The sequence below is a fragment of the Streptomyces sp. NPDC005878 genome (assembly GCF_040629815.1).
Classification (GTDB): Bacteria; Actinomycetota; Actinomycetes; order Streptomycetales; family Streptomycetaceae; genus Streptomyces.
In genome coordinates this window covers 73776-89361 of the sequence record NZ_JBEXWK010000005.1, presented here as the reverse complement: position 1 = coordinate 89361, position 15586 = coordinate 73776, and the positions used below count along the sequence as shown (strand labels likewise).

At 71.6% G+C, this 15586-nt stretch carries 11 protein-coding genes; 7 read left to right on the top strand and 4 right to left on the bottom strand.

The window, feature by feature from the left end; genetic code table 11:
• Positions 1-162 precede the first annotated feature (162 nt).
• The 4 genes from ABZ404_RS10925 (at position 163) to ABZ404_RS10910 (ending at position 4915) form a co-directional block, all read left to right on the top strand.
• Complete coding sequence (locus ABZ404_RS10925) at positions 163-1116, top strand: LysR substrate-binding domain-containing protein (protein ID WP_358834275.1); 954 nt, start codon at positions 163-165, stop codon at positions 1114-1116.
• A gap of 271 nt (positions 1117-1387) precedes the next feature.
• Complete coding sequence (locus ABZ404_RS10920; protein ID WP_358834274.1) at positions 1388-2857, top strand: VWA domain-containing protein; 1470 nt, start codon at positions 1388-1390, stop codon at positions 2855-2857.
• 141 nt (positions 2858-2998) lie between these two features.
• Positions 2999-4615, top strand: a complete 1617-nt coding sequence (gene metG / locus ABZ404_RS10915) for a methionine--tRNA ligase (RefSeq protein ID WP_358834273.1) — start codon at positions 2999-3001, stop codon at positions 4613-4615.
• A 153-nt stretch (positions 4616-4768) separates the two neighbouring features.
• The gene (locus tag ABZ404_RS10910; protein ID WP_358834272.1) at positions 4769-4915 is read left to right on the top strand and encodes a hypothetical protein; all 147 of its coding nucleotides are present in this window, start codon (positions 4769-4771) and stop codon (positions 4913-4915) included.
• A 118-nt stretch (positions 4916-5033) separates the two neighbouring features.
• Here the strand turns inward: ABZ404_RS10910 and aspS are convergent, their stop codons facing one another.
• Positions 5034-6812, bottom strand: coding sequence for an aspartate--tRNA ligase (aspS, locus tag ABZ404_RS10905; protein WP_358833722.1), 1779 nt, complete (start codon positions 6810-6812; stop codon positions 5034-5036).
• 107 nt (positions 6813-6919) lie between these two features.
• Between aspS and ABZ404_RS10900 the strand changes: the two genes are divergently transcribed.
• Entirely contained in the window at positions 6920-9055 is a 2136-nt protein-coding gene (locus ABZ404_RS10900; protein WP_358833723.1) for a SpoIIE family protein phosphatase, read from the top strand.
• Here the strand turns inward: ABZ404_RS10900 and ABZ404_RS10895 are convergent.
• From ABZ404_RS10895 to ABZ404_RS10885, 3 genes are all read right to left on the bottom strand, one after another.
• A complete protein-coding gene (locus ABZ404_RS10895) occupies positions 9019-10086 on the bottom strand; it encodes an AI-2E family transporter (protein ID WP_358833724.1) in 1068 nt (355 codons plus the stop codon). The two genes, ABZ404_RS10900 and ABZ404_RS10895, sit on opposite strands and share 37 nt — an antisense overlap.
• Before the next feature lie 498 nt (positions 10087-10584).
• Positions 10585-11541, bottom strand: a complete 957-nt coding sequence (locus ABZ404_RS10890) for a pirin family protein (protein WP_358833725.1) — start codon at positions 11539-11541, stop codon at positions 10585-10587.
• Between the two features lie 140 nt (positions 11542-11681).
• On the bottom strand, positions 11682-12131 hold the full coding sequence (locus ABZ404_RS10885) for an SseB family protein (RefSeq protein WP_358833726.1): 450 nt from the start codon (positions 12129-12131) through the stop codon (positions 11682-11684).
• 121 nt (positions 12132-12252) lie between these two features.
• On the opposite strand from ABZ404_RS10885, the gene ABZ404_RS10880 reads away from it, so the two are divergent.
• Both ABZ404_RS10880 and ABZ404_RS10875 read left to right on the top strand, forming a co-directional pair.
• A complete protein-coding gene (locus tag ABZ404_RS10880; protein WP_358833727.1) occupies positions 12253-14082 on the top strand; it encodes an acyl-CoA dehydrogenase in 1830 nt (609 codons plus the stop codon).
• Between the two features lie 121 nt (positions 14083-14203).
• Positions 14204-15493: a M18 family aminopeptidase gene (locus tag ABZ404_RS10875; protein ID WP_358833728.1), complete on the top strand. Its 1290-nt coding sequence runs from the start codon at positions 14204-14206 to the stop codon at positions 15491-15493.
• Positions 15494-15586 lie beyond the last annotated feature (93 nt).

Below are 15586 nucleotides of genomic sequence, written 5' to 3'. Positions count from 1 at the left end.
TCGTTCATTCGTGGGGGTGTCCCCGGTGGGTTGCCGGGGGCAAGGGCGAGTGTCGGGGAGCCGGATGTGCCCGGGGATGATGACAACCGGCGATAACCCCGCGTTATCCGCCCGGATTCGGCCGTCTAGTGCGGGACATGACAAGCCCTTTACGCTCGGGATATGGAGCTCGACGTGAGGCATCTCCGCGCGCTGTGCGCGATCGCCGACACCGGCAGTCTGCACAGGGCCGCGCGGCAGCTCGGAACCAGCCAGCCGGCCCTGACCACCCAGCTCCGGCGGATCGAGCACTCACTGGGCGGCCTGCTCTTCTCCCGGGAGCGCACCGGCTGCCGCCCGACACCGCTGGGCCGGACCGTCCTCAGCCGCGCCCGGCCGCTGCTCGCGGGGATGGACGCGCTGCTCACGGAGGTGCGCGCGGCCGTCGACGGCGTGGACGGGCGGCCCCGGCTGCGGATCGGGTCCACCGCCAGCCGGGCCATTCCGGGGTGGCTGCGGCGGCTGCGCGAGCGGCTGCCCGGCACGGAGACGCAGCTCCATGTCGACGTCTCCGCCCACGCGTTGCTGAACCTGGTCGCGGCGGGCGAGCTCGACGTGGCCTTCGTCCACCAGGTGGAGGGGTGCCCGCTGCGGGTGCCCGACGGACTCGACGTGCGGGTGCTCGTCGAGCGCGAACCGCAGTTCATCTCCCTGGCGGCCGACCATCCGGCGGCCGAGGAGGACGTGGTGGACCTCGCCGATCTGGCGGGGGACCGCTGGATGGTGGATCCCAGCGTGGACGGGGAGTGGGACGGGCTGCGGCGGGTGTTCGCGGAGGCGGGGCTCAACCCCCGTGTGCTGCACGGCGATTACCTGACGGCGGCGTCCCTGGTGGCGTCCGGCGAGGTCGTCACGCCCTGTCAGCCCACGTCCCGGCCCCGCGCGGACATGGCGATCCGCCCGCTGCGGGGGGACCCGCTGGCGGTGCGGCTGCTGCTGGCGGCGCGGGCGGGGGCGTACGAGTCGGGGGTGTACGGGACGGTGCACTCGGCGCTGGACGCGGCGTACTGGGAGGCGGCGCGGCAGTCCGCCCCGTACCGCACCTGGCTGTCGGGCCCACTGGCCCTGCGTCCCTGACGGTGCCCGGTGTGGCGCGGACCCCGCGTGCAGACGGGCGATCCGGGGCAGCAGACCGATCGGTGACGGATCCGTCCGGGGCGTAAGCGGTACGGCGTCGTCCGCCCCCTGCCGAGGTTGACCGGATCGGATCGCTAACCTTACGTGTCCACGCTCGTGCTCCCGCTCACGCGGCGTGGGTACGCAACGCCCTGCACCACCCTGCACCGCACATCGCACCCAACTCATGCGAAAGGCCTCGCCCATGGGCATTCGGAGCTTGCTGCGCAAAGTGTTCGGACGCGATCGCGACGCGGAGAGCGCCGACCTGACGGCGGCTCCGGCGGAGGAGTCGGCCCCGGCCGCGGCGGCCGTACCGGCCCCCGCCGAGGAGTCGGCACCGGCCGCGTCCACGAACCCCACCCCGACCGTCCCGGCACCCGCCCGGCGCGACCTGTCCCCCGCGGAGGAACTGGTCGCGGCGGCGTTCGACGCGACGCCGCGGGCCGCCGTCCCGGCGCCGACCCGACCGGTGGAGGACGCGTCCCCGGCCGAACCGTCGGCACCGGCTCCGCCTCCGGAGTCGAAGCCGAAGCCGAAGCCGGAGCCGAAGGCGGACCCGGAGGCGAAGGCGGAGCCGAAGCCGGAGCCCGCCGCCTCCGAGGTCCCGCAGCCGCGCGCGGAGTCCCCGCGGGCGGAGAAGACCACGGAGGCCGAGCCGAAGCCGAAGACGCCCAAGGCCGAGGCGGAGACCGAGGCGGAGACCGAGCCGCAGGCCGAGGCCGTCGAGCCGAAGCCCGAGCCTAAGTCGAAGCCGAAGGCCAAGCCGGAGCCCGAGCCGAAGGCCGAGCCCGAGACGAAGGCCGCCGAGCCCAAGCCGAAGCCGAAGGCGGAGTCCGAGCCCAAGGCCGCCGAGCCCGAGCCCGCCCCCGAACCGGAAGCCGTACAGGCCAAGGCCGACCCCGACCCCGTAAACGCCAAGCCCAAGGCCAAGGCCAAGGGCGCCCCCGAGCCCGAGCCCCGGCCCGAGCCCGCCAACGCCAAGGCCAGCGCCAGCGCCAGCCCCAAGGGCGCCCCCGAGGCATCCCCCGCCAAGGCGTCCCCCGCCGTCACCCTCCCCCGGCTCAAGTCCCGCGCCCCCGGTCTCGTCGACCACTACAAGGCCGCCGGGGCCCAGCTGCGCAAGGCCGGGCTGAACGGGGCGCGGGCCTCGGTGTACCTCGTGCTGGACCGGTCCGGGTCGATGCGGCCGTACTACAAGGACGGCAGCGCCCAGCACCTCGCCGAGCGGGTGCTCGCGCTCGCCGCGCACCTCGACGAGGACGCCGCCGTCCACACCGTGTTCTTCTCGACCGAGCTCGACGGCACCGCCGACCTCTCCCTCACCTCGTACGAGGGCGTCATCGACGAGACGCACGCCGCGCTCGGGCACATGGGGCGCACCAGCTACCAGTGCGCCGTCGAGGCGGTCGTGGAGCACTACGAGAAGAGCCGCGGCGACGGCCCCGCGCTGGTGGTCTTCCAGACCGACGGCGCCCCGGACGCCAAGGTGGCCGCCCGGGAGGCGCTCGCCGACGCGGCCGGCAAGGACCTGTTCTGGCAGTTCGTGGCGTTCGGCGAGGACGACAGCAAGGCGTTCGACTTCCTGCGGAAGCTGGACGCTCCCAACGCCGCGTTCCTGCACGCCGGGCCCGCGCCCAGTGACGTGCCCGACACCGCGTTCTACCAGGGCCTCCTCGCCGGGTTCGCCCAGCGGGACTGATCCCCCGCGGCCCGGGAGCGCGGGAGGACCGGTCGCACGGTCCCCCGCGCCCCGGCCCCCGCGCCCCCGCGGCCGGCCCCCGCCCGCCCCGCGCGTTTACGCGGGTGAGTGGATCTCCCCGCGGCCGTTAGGATTTCGACCATGGCGGCCACTGGATCCGAGAAGCAGGGGGCGAACGACGTGAAGTCCTTCTACGTATCGACCCCCATCTACTACGTCAACGACGCTCCTCACCTGGGCCACGCCTACACGACCGTCGCAGGCGACGTGCTCACGCGCTGGCACCGTCAGCGCGGCGAGAAGGTGTGGTACCTCACCGGCACGGACGAGCACGGTCAGAAGATCATGCGCACGGCCGACGCGAACGGGGTCACCCCGCAGGAGTGGTGCGACAAGCTCGTCGAGGAGGCCTGGAAGCCCCTCTGGGAGCACCTGGAGATCGCGAACGACGACTTCATCCGGACGACGGAGAAGCGGCACACCGACCGGGTGCAGGAGTTCGTGCAGGACCTGTACGACAAGGGCGAGATCTACAAGGGCGGCTACGAGGGCCCGTACTGCGTGGGCTGCGAGGAGTACAAGCTCCCCGGGGACCTCATCGAGGCCGAGGACGGCACCAGGCTGTGCCCCGTCCACAAGAAGCCGGTGGAGATCCTCAAGGAGGAGAACTACTTCTTCAAGCTGTCCGAGTACGGCCCGAAGCTCCTGGAGTTCTACGAGGCGAACCCGGGCTTCATCCAGCCCGAGTCGGCCCGCAACGAGGTCCTGAACTTCGTGAAGCAGGGCCTCCAGGACCTGTCGATCTCCCGGTCCGCCTTCGACTGGGGCGTCCCGATCCCGTGGGACGACAAGCACGTCATCTACGTGTGGGTCGACGCGCTCCTGAACTACGCCACGGCCGTCGGCTACGGCGCCAACCAGGAGAAGTTCGAGCAGACCTTCCCGGCCAACGTGCACCTGGTCGGAAAGGACATCCTCCGCTTCCACGCGGTCATCTGGCCCGCGATGCTGATGGCCAACGGCCTGCCCGTGCCCGGCCAGGTCTTCGGGCACGGCTGGCTGATGGTCGGCGGCGAGAAGATGTCCAAGTCGAGCCTCACCGGCATCAAGCCGCAGGACCTCACCTCGCACTTCGGCGTGGACGCCTACCGCTGGTACTTCCTGCGCGCGATCGCCTTCGGCCAGGACGGCTCGTTCTCCTGGGAGGACTTCACCGCCCGGTACACCTCGGAGCTCGCCAACGACTACGGCAACCTCGCCTCGCGCGTGGCGGCCATGGTCGGCAAGTACTTCGGGGGCGCGCTGCCCGCGGCGACGGCAGCCGGCGAGGCCGAGCGGGCGATCGCCGACGGCCTGGCGAAGGCCGTGGCCGAGGCGGACCGGAAGATCGGCGAGGAACTGGACTTCCAGGGCGGCATCCTGGCCGTCTTCGACTTCGTGAAGCAGGTCAACGGCTACATCACGGAGCAGGAGCCGTGGAAGGTGGCCAAGGACGACTCGGAGGAGGGCCGGGCGCGCCTGGCGACCATCCTCTACACCGCCGCCGAGGCGCTGCGCGCGGTCGCGGTCCTGCTGAACCCGGTCATGCCGGACACCTCGCAGAAGCTGTGGGAGTCGCTGGGCGCCGAGGCGGCCGGTCTGGGCGCGCTGGCCGACCAGCGGATGGGGGACGTCGGCACCTGGGGCCTGCTGCCGGCCGGTGCGACGGTGACGAAGGGCGCGGTGCTGTTCCCGCGTCTGGAGGAGAAGCCCGCGTAACGCGTGCGTGAAGGCCCGGAACCCGGCTTCCCCGCTCTCAGGAGCGGGGGAGCCGTGCGGTTCCGGGCCTTTCGCGTGCCCTGCCCGGGTTGCGGGCCGCGTCCCGCGCGCGCACGCTGCGGACATGGGTGACGTACGGAGGGGGTGCGCGCAGTGACGAGGAGTACCGACCAGCCGCAGGCGGAGGAGGAGCGCCGCCGCGAGGAGCTGCTGGCCAAGGTCCGCGAGGCGAACCGGCAGAGCGCGAGGCGCCCGCACGGGCCGCCGGCGCCGGACCCGGTGGACCCGGCCGACGACTGACGCGGGCCCGGATCCGCGGGGGATCCGGGCCCGTCGCCGTACGGGGCCGCCCGGGGAGCAGCCCGGGAAAGCGGCTGCTCCGGCGGCTGCTGTCCGCTACTTGTCGGCTACTTGTCCGCTACTTGTCGGCGGTCTTGGGCGCGACCGGCTTGCGCAGCTGGATGTTCAGCTCGCGCAGCCGCGTCTCGTCCAGCTCGGTGGGCGCGCCCATCATCAGGTCCTGCGCGTTGCCGTTGAGCGGGAACGCGATGGTCTCGCGGATGTTGGGCTCGTCGGCGAGGAGCATCACGATGCGGTCCACGCCCGGGGCGATGCCGCCGTGCGGCGGGGCGCCGAGGCGGAACGCCTTGAGCATGCCGCCGAACTCGCGCTCCACGGTCTCCCGGTCGTACCCGGCGACCTCGAAGGCCTTGAACATGATCTCGGGCTCGTGGTTCCGGATCGCGCCCGAGGACAGCTCGATGCCGTTGCAGACGATGTCGTACTGCCAGCCCAGCACGTCCAGCGGGTCCTGGGTCTGAAGGGCCTCCAGACCGCCCTGCGGCATGGAGAAGGGGTTGTGCGAGAAGTCGATCTTGCCGGTCTCCTCGTCCTTCTCGTACATCGGGAAGTCGACGATCCAGCAGAACCGGAAGACGCCCTCCTCGAAGTGGCCGGCGCGCTTGGCGGCCTCGACGCGGACCGCGCCCATGATCTTGGAGACCTCGTCGTACTCGCCCGCGCCGAAGAAGACGGCGTGCCCGGCGGCGAGGCCGAGGCGCTCGGTGAGGACCTTGACGTTCTCCTCGGTGAGGAACTTGGCGATCGGACCCGCGAAGGTGCCGTCCTCGCCGACGCGGATCCAGGCCAGGCCCTTGGCGCCGTGCTCCACCGCGTACTCACCGAGGCCGTCGAAGAACTTGCGGGACTGGCCCGCGACGTCCGGCACCGGCAGCGCGCGCACGTGCTTGCCGGCGAACGCCTTGAACTCCGAGCCCGCGAAGACGTCGGTGATGTCGACGAGCTCCAGCTGGGCGCGCAGGTCCGGCTTGTCGTTGCCGTACTTCAGCATCGACTCGCGGAACGGGATCCGCGGGAACGGCGAGGTGACGTGGCGTCCGCCGCCGAACTCCTCGAACAGCTCGGTCATGAGCTTCTCGATCGGCTGGAAGACGTCCTCCTGCTCGACGAAGCTCATCTCGACGTCGAGCTGGTAGAACTCGCCCGGCGAGCGGTCCGCGCGGGCGTCCTCGTCGCGGAAGCAGGGCGCGATCTGGAAGTAGCGGTCGAAGCCCGAGATCATCAGCAGCTGCTTGAACTGCTGCGGGGCCTGCGGCAGCGCGTAGAACCTGCCGGGGTTCAGCCGGGAGGGGACGACGAAGTCGCGGGCGCCCTCGGGGGAGGTCGCGGCGAGGATCGGGGTCGCCATCTCGTTGAAGCCGAGCGCGGTCATCTTGCGGCGCATCGCCGAGATGACGGCCGAGCGCAGCATGATGTTGCGGTGCATGCGCTCGCGGCGCAGGTCGAGGAAGCGGTACTCCAGGCGCCGCTCCTCGTTGACGCCGTCCTCGGCGTTGATCGTGAACGGCAGCGGGCCGGCCGCGCCGAGCACCTCGACCTCACCGACCTCGATCTCGATCTCGCCGGTCGGCAGGTCCGCGTTCACGTTCTCCGCGCCGCGCGAGACGACCTTGCCGTCGATCCGGACGACCGTCTCCTTGGAGAGCTTGTCCAGGACCTCCGCGCCGGGCGTGCCCGGGCGGGCGACCAGCTGGGTGATGCCGTAGTGGTCGCGCAGATCGATGAAGAGGATGCCGCCCAGGTCTCGGCGATTGTGCAGCCAGCCGCTCAGCCGGACGTCGGCGCCGACGTCGGAGGCGCGGAGCTCGCCGCAGGTGTGGGACCTGTACCGATGCATTTCTTCATCCAGTTCTTCGCGTGACAGGCGGGAAACAGTCCCTCCAGGTTACCGGCCGGGCCCAGCAGCTCTCGCCGGTATAAAACGGGCTGCCTAGAGTGGGGATCATGCGCACCGAGGACGTCCTGGCTGCGATCGCCACCGGGCTGTGGCGCTGGGACAACGCGTCCGGAACGGTCACGCTCGACGCCGAGGCCGCCCGCCTCCTCGGCCTGCCCCCCGAGCGGGTGGCGCTCAGCGAGGCCGCCGTGCGCTCCCGCTTCCACCCGGTCGACTGGAACGAGGTCGACCAGATCGTGGCCCTGGCCGTCGCGGAGGGCACCCTCGCCGAGGCCCGGATGCGGATCATGGACGAGAGCGGGCGGGTGCTGCGGACCGTACGCAGCCGCTCCAAGCCGCTGCGCAAGGAGACGGCCGACGGCGTGGACTACGTCCTGGTCGGCACCCTCCAGGAGGTCGCGGAGCCACAGCCGTCCATCGCCGCGCACACCCCCATCACCGGCGACTGGCGCCGCTCGCGGGAGGCGTTCCTGCTGGACGCGGGCCGGGCGCTGGCCGAGGCCCGCTCCACGGCCGAGGTGCTGCGGGTGGCGGCCTCGCTGTCCATGCCGGGCTTCTCGCCCGACGGCCTCGCCGTCTTCGGGGTCGCCGGGGACCGCCTGTCGATCATCGGCCACCACGGGCACAACCCCGGCGACGACGGCCCCTTCGCGGACATGCCGCTGGACACGGACTACCCGGCGGCGGACGTCGTACGGACCGGGCGCGCCATCTACCTCTCCAGCCCCGAGGAGTACCGCCGCCGCTATCCGGCCACCTGGCCGCTGGCCCGGCGCTTCGACCGCCGGTCCTGGGCGTTCCTGCCGCTGATCGTGGCCGGGAAGACCATGGGCACCTGGATGGCGGCGTTCAAGCACGCCGTGGCGTTCACGCCCGACGAGCGGTCGGTGCTCACCACGGTGGCCCGGATGCTCGCCCAGGCGCTGGCGCGGGCGGGCGAGGCCGAGTCCGAGCGCGAGCTCTCCCTCGGCCTCCAGCGCTCGATGATGCCGACGCTGGGCCCCGAGATTCCCGGCATGACGGTCGCCGCGCGCTATGTGCCGACCGGCGGCGGACTCCAGGTGGGCGGCGACTGGTACGACATGATCCCGCTGCCGTCCGGCCGGTTCGCCCTGGTCATCGGGGACGTCCAGGGCCATGACGTACGGGCCGCGGGGCTGATGGGACAGCTGCGCATCGCGCTGCGGGCGTACGCCAGCGAGGGCCACCGCCCCGACGCGGTCCTCTCGCGCGCCTCGCGCTTCCTCTACGGGATCACCGAGTCGTACGGGGAGTCCTACGAGGCGGGCGACGAGCACCCGCGCTTCGCGACCTGCCTCTACATCGAGGTCGACCCCGCCACCGGCACCCTCGACATCGCCCGGGCCGGCCACCCCGACCCCGTCATCCGTACGGCCGAGGGCACCGCGCTGATCCGCCAGACCTCGGGCGGGCTGCCCCTGGGCATCGAGGCGGACTCCGACTATCCGACCACCCGGCTCGTCCTGGAGCCGGGCGAGACGATGATGCTCTGCACGGACGGGCTGATCGAGACCGGCGGCCACGACATGGCCTCGGGCTGGACCCGGCTGCGGCCGGTCCTGGAGGAGGACACCGGAGACGGCCTGGAGAAGCTGGCGGACGCGCTGGTCCAGGCGGTGCACGGGCCGCCCTCGCACCACACGGTGGGGCCGCTGGCCGACCGCCGCGAGGACGACATCGCGGTGCTGCTGCTGTGCCGCAACAGCGACGTGTGCGGCTGCGGCACGGACCCCGCCACCCGGACGGTCCCGGCCCGCCGCACCGCCGTGACCGTCGCCCAGGCCGAACCGCACCGGATCGCCGGGGTCCGCCGGCAGCTGCGCGAGCTGCTGCACGACTGGGCCGACGACGAGCAGGTGGACTCGGCCGTCCTGATGGTCTCCGAGATGGTCACCAACGTCCTGGTCCACACGGACGGCGACGCGCTCCTGGTCGCGGAGGCCACCGGCCCGCCCGGGTCCCGCTGTCTGCGCGTGGAGGTGGCCGACACCAGCGACGACCTGCCGCACAAGCGCCGCCCCGGCGAGATGGCGTCCAGCGGGCGGGGTCTGGTGCTGATGGAGATGCTGGCGGACCGGTGGGGGGTGGACCCCCGGGGCGAGGGCAAGTCGATCTGGTTCGAGCTCTACGAGGGGCCCGACGGGGACTCCCCTTCGGCGTAACGCTTCCGCAGCTCGCCGATGACACCGAACGCGGCGGCCGCGACGGGCACGGCGAGGAGCATCCCCAGCAGCCCGGCGACGCTCGCCCCCGCCGTGATGGCGATCATGACCATGGCCGGGTGCATCTGCACGGTCCGGCTCTGGATCACCGGCTGGAGGATGTGCCCCTCCAGCTGCTGTACGGCCAGGACGACCCCGAGCGTCCACAGCGCGATCCCGAAGCCCCGGTCGGCGAGCGCCACCAGGACCGCGACGGCCCCGGAGACGAAGGCGCCGAGGTAGGGGATGTACGCGCCGATGAAGACCAGGGCGCCCAGACCCACCGCGCCGGGCACGCGCAGGACGAGCAGCCCGACGGTGATGCACAGGGCGTCGATGAGGGCGATGATCGTGGTGCCCCGCATGAACCCCTCGACGGCCTCGAAGGCCCGCCGGGCCATGGCCTCCACGACCGGCCCGGTGCCGCGCGGGGCGAGGGAGTGGGCCAGGTGGACGGCCCGGTCGGAGTCCTTCAGGAAGAAGAACGTCAGCAGCAGCGACAGCACACCGGTCGCGATGAGCGAGCCGACGATGCTGAGCCCGGTGAGCAGCCCCGACGCGGCGGTGGCGCCGAACTTGCCGAGCAGCGGTTTGGCGTTGTCGGCGAGGCTGGAGACGCCGTCGCCGCCGGCGATCCCGAAGTGGTCGGCCAGCCACCGCCCGGCCTGCCGCAGCGACGCGATGATCTGGTCCCCGGTGTCGATGAGGGCGCTGACGACGACGTATCCGGCGCCGCCGACCACCGCCACGAGCGCGACACAGGTGAGCCCCGCCGCGAGCGAGCGCCGCATCCGCAGCTTCAGCAGCCGCCGGAAGACGGGCCCGAGCAGGGCCGTGCCCAGCAGGGCGAGCAGGACGGGGGTGACGGCGGTCTTGAACACCACGCAGAGCCAGACGGCGACGGCGGCGACACCGGTGACGAGCAGCACGACGACGCACCACGCGGCGAGACGCCGCGCGGACTCGGGGAGGAGGGGCTTGACGTGCTCCACCCCTCCACGCCACCACGATCCCCCCCACCCCGCGCCCGCTGTACACCCGCCCGTGTCCACCCCCGCCCTCGCGCCCCCAGCGACGGAGCGAGACTGCCGGCGCAGTTCCCCGCGCCCCTGACAACCCCGTGCCTGTCTGCGGCAGCGTGGGGGCTGGTCGCGCAGTTCCCCGCGCCCCTGAAAAACCCGTGCCCGTCTGCGGCTGCGTGAGTCCCCAAGAGGATGTGGCTGAGCTTCGGGTTCCGGATGCGGAGGACCCCCCAGGGGCGCGGGGAACTGCGCGAGCGGCCAGCCACGGTCCGCAGACGAAAGGCGGCAGCCGGGGTGCAGGGGGCGCAGCCCCCGCCAGGGGTGCAGGGGGCGCAGCCCCCGCCAGGGGTGCAGGGGGCGCAGCCCCCGCCAGGGGTGCAGGGGGCGCAGCCCCCGGGAAAGCAGCTTCCCCCGGCCCGCCCCTCCCCCACCCCCGGAGGGTTTAGGGAAGGGGCGGGGAGGGGCCATTCACATGCCGTGAACCGCCGGCACCGTCCCCAACCTCCCCTTCTGGAAGTCCTCGAACGCCTGCTGAAGCTCATCCCGCGTGTTCATCACGAACGGCCCGTAATGCGCCATCGGCTCACGGATGGGCCGCCCACCCAGCAGCACGACCTCCAGGTCGGGCGTGTGCCCGTCCTGCCGCTCGTCCGCCCGGACCGTCAGGGACCCGCCGTCACCGAAGACGGCGGTCTGCCCCATCGCCACGGGCCGGCGCCCCGCACCCACGGAACCGCGCCCGGCCAGCACGTACGCCAGCCCGTTGAAGTCCGCCCGCCACGGCAGCGTGACCTCCGCGCCGGGCCGTACCGTCGCGTGGATCATCGTGATCGGGGTGTGCGTGATCCCCGGCCCCTCGTGGCCGTCCAGCTCCCCCGCGATCACCCGCAGCAGCGCGCCCCCGTCCGGCGAGGTCAGCAGCTGGACCTGGCCGCCCCGGATGTCCTGGTAGCGCGGGTCCATCATCTTGTCGGCGGCGGGGAGGTTCACCCACAGCTGGAGGCCGTGGAAGAGGCCGCCCGAGGTGACCAGCGACTCCGGCGGCGCCTCGATGTGGAGCAGGCCGGACCCGGCCGTCATCCACTGGGTGTCGCCGTTCATGATCGTGCCGCCGCCACCGTTGCTGTCCTGGTGCACAAAGGTGCCGTCGATCAGGTACGTGACCGTCTCGAAGCCCCGGTGCGGGTGCCACGGCGTGCCCTTGGGCTCGCCCGGCGCGTACTCCACCTCACCCATCTGGTCCATCATGATGAACGGGTCCAGGTACTGGTAGTTGATCCCGGCGAACGCGCGCCGCACCGGGAACCCCTCCCCCTCGAATCCGGCCGGCGCCGTGCTCACGGCGAGCACGGGACGCGGCACCGCACCCTCCGGCGCGGCCACGCGCGGCAGGGTGAGCGGGTTTTCGACGGTCACAGCAGGCATGGGACGGCCCTCCTCGGGGGGATGCTCAGCATCCAAAGTAGTTGAATGGTGAACAGTCGGCAAGGCGCACTGATTCCCGAGGGGGGAGGGAGGGGGAACAGGGAGGTACGAAGGGGGCGAGGGGGCGGTGAACGGGCCCCTCAGCCGTACATCCGCCGCATGGCGAAGTCCACCATCTGCTCGACCGCCTTCGCGTCGAACACCATCCGGTGGTCCCCCTCCATGTCCAGGACGAAGCCGTACCCGGTCGGCAGCAGGTCGATCACCTCGGCGCCGGTGATCACGAAGTACTTGGACTCCTTGCCCGCGTACCGGCGCAGCTCCTTCAGCGAGGTGAACATCGGGATGACCGGCTGCTGCGTGTTGTGCAGCGCCAGGAACCCGGGGTTGTCGCCGCGCGGGCAGTACACCTTGGAGCCCGCGAAGATCTGCTGGAAGTCCTCGGCCGAGAGCGAGCCCGTGGTGAACGCCCGCACCGCGTCCGCGAGCGAGGGCGGTGACGGCTCGGGGTACAGCGGCTGCTCCCCGTAGGAGGGCTGCGGCTGGGAGTACTGCGCTTGAGCACCCTGGTTCTGGTCGTAGCCGTACATGGGCGCAAGAGTAGTGCGCCACATATGGGCCCAGAGGGGTTGCGTCTTATTACCGACGGGTAGCATCATCGTAGCTACTTGCTGGTAGAGATGTAACCGATCTGCTTACGGAGCCGTCGCCATGGGGCACTACAAGTCGAATCTCCGCGACATCGAGTTCAACCTCTTCGAGGTCCTCGGGCGCGACAAGCTGTACGGCACCGGCCCGTTCGCCGAGATGGACGTCGACACCGCCAAGACCATCCTCGACGAGATCGCGCGTCTCGCCGAGAACGAGCTGGCCGACTCCTTCGCCGACGCCGACCGCAACCCGCCGGTGTTCGACCCGGAGACCAACACCGCGCCCGTCCCGGCGTCCTTCAAGAAGTCCTACAAGGCCTTCATGGACAGCGAGTACTGGCGTCTGGGCCTGCCGGAGGAGATCGGCGGAACCGTTTCCCCCCGCTCGCTCATCTGGGCGTACGCGGAGCTGCTGCTCGGCGCGAACCCGGCCGTCTGGATGTACTCCTCGGGCCCGGCCTTCGCGGGCATCCTCTTCGAGGAGGGCAACGAGGCGCAGAAGAAGATCGCCGAGATCGCCGTCGAGAAGCGCTGGGGCTCCACCATGGTCCTCACCGAGCCGGACGCCGGCTCGGACGTGGGCGCCGGCCGCACCAAGGCCGTCGAGCAGCCCGACGGCTCGTGGCACATCGAGGGCGTGAAGCGCTTCATCACCTCCGGTGAGCACGACATGGAGGAGAACATCCTCCACTACGTCCTCGCCCGCCCCGAGGGCCACGGCCCCGGCACCAAGGGCCTCTCCCTCTTCCTGGTCCCGAAGTTCCACTTCGACTGGGAGACCGGCGAGCTGGGCGAGCGCAACGGCGTGTACGCGACGAACGTCGAGCACAAGATGGGCCTCAAGGCGTCCAACACGTGCGAGATGACCTTCGGCGACAAGCACCCCGCCAAGGGCTGGCTGATCGGCGACAAGCACGACGGCATCCGCCAGATGTTCATGATCATCGAGTTCGCCCGCATGATGGTCGGCACGAAGGCCATCGCGACGCTCTCCACGGGCTACCTCAACGCTCTCGAGTACGCCAAGGAGCGCGTCCAGGGCAGCGACCTCTCGCAGTTCATGGACAAGACCGCGCCCAAGGTGACGATCACCCACCACCCGGACGTGCGCCGCTCGCTGATGACGCAGAAGGCGTACGCCGAGGGCATGCGCTCCCTCGTCCTCTACACCGCCGCCGTCCAGGACGCGATCCAGGTCAAGGAGGCCGCGGGCGAGGACGCCAAGGCGCTCGTCGGCCTCAATGACCTCCTCCTGCCGATCGTGAAGGGCTACGGCTCGGAGAAGTCGTACGAGAAGCTCTCGCACGAGTCGCTCCAGACCTTCGGCGGCTCCGGGTACCTCCAGGAGTACCCGATCGAGCAGTACATCCGCGACGCCAAGATCGACACCCTCTACGAGGGCACCACCGCGATCCAGGGCCAGGACTTCTTCTTCCGGAAGATCGTCCGCGACCAGGGCGCCTCGCTCAACCTCCTCTCCGAGGAGATCAAGAAGTTCCTCGCCGAGCAGTCGGGCCACGAGGAGCTGGGCGGCGCGCTGGACTCGCTGGCCAAGGCCACGGTGGACCTGGAGGCGATCGTCGGCACGATGATCACCGACCTGACCGCCACCGGCGAGGACGTCAAGAACATCTACAAGGTGGGCCTCAACACCACCCGCCTGCTGATGGCCTCCGGCGACGTCGTCGTCGGCTACCTGCTCCTCAAGAGCGCGGCCGTCGCCGCCGAGAAGCTGCCGACCGCCTCCCCCAAGGACGTCGCGTTCTACACCGGCAAGATCGCCGCCGCGAAGTTCTTCGCCGCGAACGTCCTGCCGGGCGTCGGCACCGCCCGCGCGCTGGCCGAGACCGTCGACAACTCCCTGATGGAGCTCGACGAGGCCGCGTTCTAGCCGACGCTCCCGCTCGTCCACGAGCCTGTCGCGGCCTCCTTCCGGGCCGCCGGACCAAGGGCCCGCTTCCCGCCCGGGGAGCGGGCCCTTGTCTGTCGGACCCCCTCGTTAAGGTGAACGCATGAGCACACCCTCCCGCTTCGACCGCGGACACACCGACGACCTGATGTCCTTCCTCGCGGCGAGCCCCTCGCCGTACCACGCGGTGGCGAACGCGGCCGCGCGGCTGGAGAAGGCCGGCTTCCAGCAGGTGCGGGAGACGGACGCGTGGGACGGGTCGGCGGGCGGGAAGTTCGTGCTGCGCGGCGGGGCGATCATCGCCTGGTTCGTGCCGGAGGGCGCGGCGGCGCACACCCCGTTCCGGATCGTCGGCGCGCACACCGACTCGCCGAACCTGCGGGTCAAGCCGCTGCCGGACGCCGGGGCGTTCGGCTGGCGCCAGGTCGCCGTGGAGGTCTACGGCGGGACGCTCCTGAACACCTGGCTCGACCGCGACCTGGGCCTCGCGGGCCGCCTCACCCTGCGCGACGGCTCGCACGTCCTGGTCAACGTGGACCGCGCGCTGCTGCGCGTCCCGCAGCTGGCCATCCACCTGGACCGGTCGGCCAACGACGGGCTCAAGCTGGACCGCCAGAAGCACCTCCAGCCGATCTGGGGCCTGGGCGACGTCGCCGAGGGCGATCTGATCCGCTTCCTGGAGCAGGAGGCGGGCCTGGCCGAGGGCGAGGTCACCGGCTGGGACCTGATGGTCCACTCGATCGAGCCGCCCGCGTACCTGGGCCGCGACGAGGAGCTGCTGGCGGGCCCGAGGATGGACAACCTCATCTCGGTGCACGCGGGCACGGCGGCGCTCGCGGCGGCGTCGACGGAGGCGGACCTCCCCTACATCCCGGTCCTCGCCGCCTTCGACCACGAGGAGAACGGCTCCCAGGCCGACACCGGCGCGGACGGCCCCCTGCTCGGGACGGTCCTGGAGCGCTCGGTGTTCGCGCGCGGCGGTACGTACGAGGACAAGGCACGCGCCTTCGCGGGCACGGTCTGCCTCTCCTCCGACACGGGCCACGCGATCCACCCCAACTACGCGGAGCGCCACGACCCGACGCACCACCCGCGCGCCAACGGCGGCCCGATCCTGAAGGTCAACGTCAACCAGCGGTACGCGACGGACGGTTCGGGCCGGGCGGTCTTCGCGGCGGCGTGCGAGCGGGCCGGGGTGCCGTGGCAGCACTTCGTCTCCAACAACGCGATGCCGTGCGGCACGACGATCGGCCCGATCACGGCGGCGCGCCACGGCATCCAGACGGTGGACATCGGGGTGGCGATCCTGTCGATGCACAGCGCCCGCGAACTGTGCGGGGCGGACGACCCGTTCCTGCTGGCGAACGCGCTGCTGTCGTTCCTGCGGGGCTGATTCCCCCCACCCCGCCCCTTCCCCAGAGCCCTGGGCGGGCGGCCGGGTGGTGGGCCGGGGCGGGCTGCCGAGGGCTTCGCCCCCGGCATGGCC